This is a genomic window from Bradyrhizobium sp. CCBAU 45384 (assembly GCF_028128665.1).
Lineage (GTDB): Bacteria > Pseudomonadota > Alphaproteobacteria > Rhizobiales > Xanthobacteraceae > Bradyrhizobium > Bradyrhizobium manausense.
Window position 1 is genome coordinate 1 of record NZ_LBIZ01000058.1, and the last position, 3,183, is coordinate 3,183.

At 66.3% G+C, this 3,183-nt stretch carries 2 protein-coding genes; both read left to right on the forward strand.

The window, feature by feature from the left end; genetic code table 11:
• Positions 1-2: 2 nt before the first annotated feature.
• Complete coding sequence (locus XH80_RS03045; RefSeq protein WP_271597278.1) at positions 3-2,816, forward strand: hybrid sensor histidine kinase/response regulator; 2,814 nt, start codon at positions 3-5, stop codon at positions 2,814-2,816.
• 24 nt (positions 2,817-2,840) lie between these two features.
• A partial coding sequence (locus XH80_RS03050) for a chemotaxis protein CheW (RefSeq protein WP_271597279.1) occupies positions 2,841-3,183 on the forward strand: 343 nt, incomplete at its 3' end.

Here is a 3,183-nt window from a genome sequence, read left to right on the forward strand (position 1 = left end):
TCATGGATGATCTGTTGCGGGAGTTTCTGACGGAGACCAGCGAGAGCCTGGACACCGTCGACAATCAGCTGGTGAAGTTCGAGCAGGAGCCGAACAACGCCAAGATCCTGGATAACATCTTCCGCCTGGTCCACACCATCAAGGGCACGTGCGGCTTCCTCGGGTTGCCGCGGCTCGAAGCGCTGGCGCATGCCGGCGAGACCTTGATGGGCAAATTCCGCGACGGCATGCCGGTGACCGGCCAGGCCGTGACGGTGATCCTGTCCTCGATCGACCGCATCAAGGAGATCCTGGCCGGCTTGGAGGCGACCGAAGCCGAGCCTGAAGGCAACGACCGCGATCTCATCGACAAGCTGGAAGCGATGGTCGAGCAGGGCATGGCCGCGATGTCAGGCTCGGCGCAGCCGATGCCGGCTGGCAGCTCCGCTCCCGTTGCTGACGCCCCGCCGCTGGTGCCGGAAGCGCCGGCTGCCGTTGAAGCCAAGGCCGCTCCCGCCAAGGAGATGACCACGGGCTCGCTGGTCGACCAGACGCTGGAGCGTCCGCTCCGTCCGGGCGAGGTCTCGCTCGACGAGCTCGAGCGCGCCTTCCGCGAGACCGCGATCGAAGCGCCGGTGCCCGCGCCCGTTGCCAAGGCCGAAGCGAAGGCCGGGCCGGCTCCTGCCGCCGAAGCACCGAAGGACACCAAGGCGCCCAAGGAGAAGGCCGCGCCGAAGAAGTCGATGGCCGACGAGAGTGCGAGCGAGGGTGACCGCATCGCCAACCAGTCGATCCGCGTCAACGTGGATACGCTGGAGCATCTGATGACCATGGTCTCCGAGCTGGTGCTGACCCGCAACCAGCTGCTGGAGATCTCCCGCCGCAACGAGGACACCGAGTTCAAGGTGCCGTTGCAGCGCCTCTCCAACGTCACCGCCGAGCTGCAGGAAGGCGTCATGAAGACGCGCATGCAGCCGATCGGCAATGCCTGGCAGAAGCTGCCCCGCATCGTCCGCGACCTCTCGAGCGAACTCGGCAAGCAGATCGAGCTGGAGATGCACGGCGCCGACACCGAGCTCGACCGCCAGGTGCTCGATCTGATCAAGGACCCGCTCACCCACATGGTGCGCAACTCCGCCGATCACGGCCTGGAAACCCCCGCCGAGCGGCTCGCTGCCGGCAAGGGCGAGCAGGGCACCATCCGCCTCTCCGCCTATCACGAGGGCGGCCACATCATCATCTGCATCGCCGACAACGGAAGGGGCCTCAACACCGAGAAGATCAAGGCCAAGGCGCTCTCTTCAGGTCTCGTCACCGAGGCCGAGCTGGAGAAGATGAGCGAAGCCCAGATCCACAAGTTCATCTTCGCGCCGGGCTTCTCGACCGCGGCCGCCATCACCTCGGTCTCGGGCCGCGGCGTCGGCATGGACGTGGTCCGCACCAATATCGACCAGATCGGCGGCACCATCGACATCAAGTCGGTGGCCGGTGAAGGCTCCTCCGTCACCATCAAGATCCCGCTGACGCTGGCGATCGTCTCCGCCCTGATCGTGGAAGCCGCCGGCGACCGCTTTGCCATTCCCCAGCTCTCGGTGGTCGAGCTGGTCCGGGCCCGCGCCAACTCGGAGCACCGCATCGAGCGCATCAAGGACACCGCGGTGCTGCGCCTGCGCAACAAGCTGTTGCCGCTGATCCATCTGAAGAAGCTCTTGAAGATCGACGACGGCGCGGCCAGCGATCCCGAGAACGGCTTCATCGTGGTCACGCAAGTCGGCAGCCAGACCTTCGGCATCGTCGTCGACGGCGTGTTCCACACCGAAGAAATCGTGGTCAAGCCGATGTCGACCAAGCTGCGTCACATCGACATGTTCTCCGGCAACACCATTTTGGGCGATGGCGCCGTCATCATGATCATCGACCCCAACGGCATTGCCAAGGCGCTCGGCGCCGCCGGCTCCTCGGCCCATGACATGGCCGACGACAACAGCGCCCATCACATCGGCTCGGGCGAGCAGACCACCTCGCTGCTCGTGTTCCGCGCCGGCTCGTCGCAGCCCAAGGCGGTCCCGCTCGGGCTCGTCACCCGCCTGGAAGAGCTCCCGGCCGACAAGATCGAGTTCAGTAACGGCCGCTACATGGTGCAGTACCGCGAGCAGCTGATGCCGCTCGTCTCCATGGACGGCGTCACCATCGCGTCCCAGGGCGCCCAGCCGATCCTGGTGTTCGCCGATGACGGCCGCTCCATGGGCCTCGTCGTCGACGAGATCATCGACATCGTCGAGGAGCGCCTCAACATCGAGGTCGGCGGCTCGGCTTCCGGCATCCTCGGCTCGGCCGTGATCAAGGGCCAGGCCACCGAGGTGATCGACGTCGGCCACTTCCTGCCGATGGCGTTCGCCGACTGGTTCACCCGCAAGGAGATGAAGCCGTCGATGCATTCGCAGTCGGTGCTGCTGGTCGACGACAGTGCCTTCTTCCGCAACATGCTGGCCCCGGTGCTGAAGGCCGCCGGCTACCGCGTCCGCACCGCGCCGACCGCGCAGGAGGGCCTGGCTGCCCTGCGTGCGCAGAGCTTCGACGTGGTCCTGACCGACATCGAGATGCCCGACATGAACGGGTTCGAGTTCGCCGAAGTGATCCGCTCCGACAGCAATCTGGGCTCGATGCCGATCATCGGCCTGTCCGCCCTGGTGTCGCCGGCCGCGATCGAGCGCGGCCGTCAGGCCGGCTTCCACGACTATGTCGCCAAGTTCGACCGTCCCGGCCTGATCGCGGCGCTGAAGGAGCAGACCGCGGGCGCCGCCGGCGCCTCCGAGCTGAGCCGGGCCGCGGCATAAGGGCAGGGACCAGGAGACATTGAAATGAGCAAGAAGACGCAAATTGGCGAAGGCGCCATGGTCGAATACGTCACCGCGATGATCGGCGGCCAGCTGTTCGGCCTGCCGATCTCCCGCGTCCAGGACGTGTTCATGCCCGAGCGCGTCACCCGCGTTCCCTTGTCCTCGCGCGAGATCTCGGGCGTGCTGAACCTGCGCGGCCGCATCGTCACCGTGGTCGACATGCGCGCCCGTCTCGGCCTGCCGAGGGACGAGGACGGCAAGACCCCGATGGCGGTCGGCGTCGATCTGCGCGGCGAATCCTATGGCCTCTTGATCGACCAGATCGGCGAGGTGCTGCGCCTGCCCGAGGACGGCAAGGAAGAGA

Bases quoted from the DNA above. Each gene is read 5' to 3' on its own strand.
- XH80_RS03045 (WP_271597278.1), top strand. From the start codon at position 3: ATGGATGATCTGTTGCGGGAGTTTCTGACGGAGACCAGCGAGAGCCTG.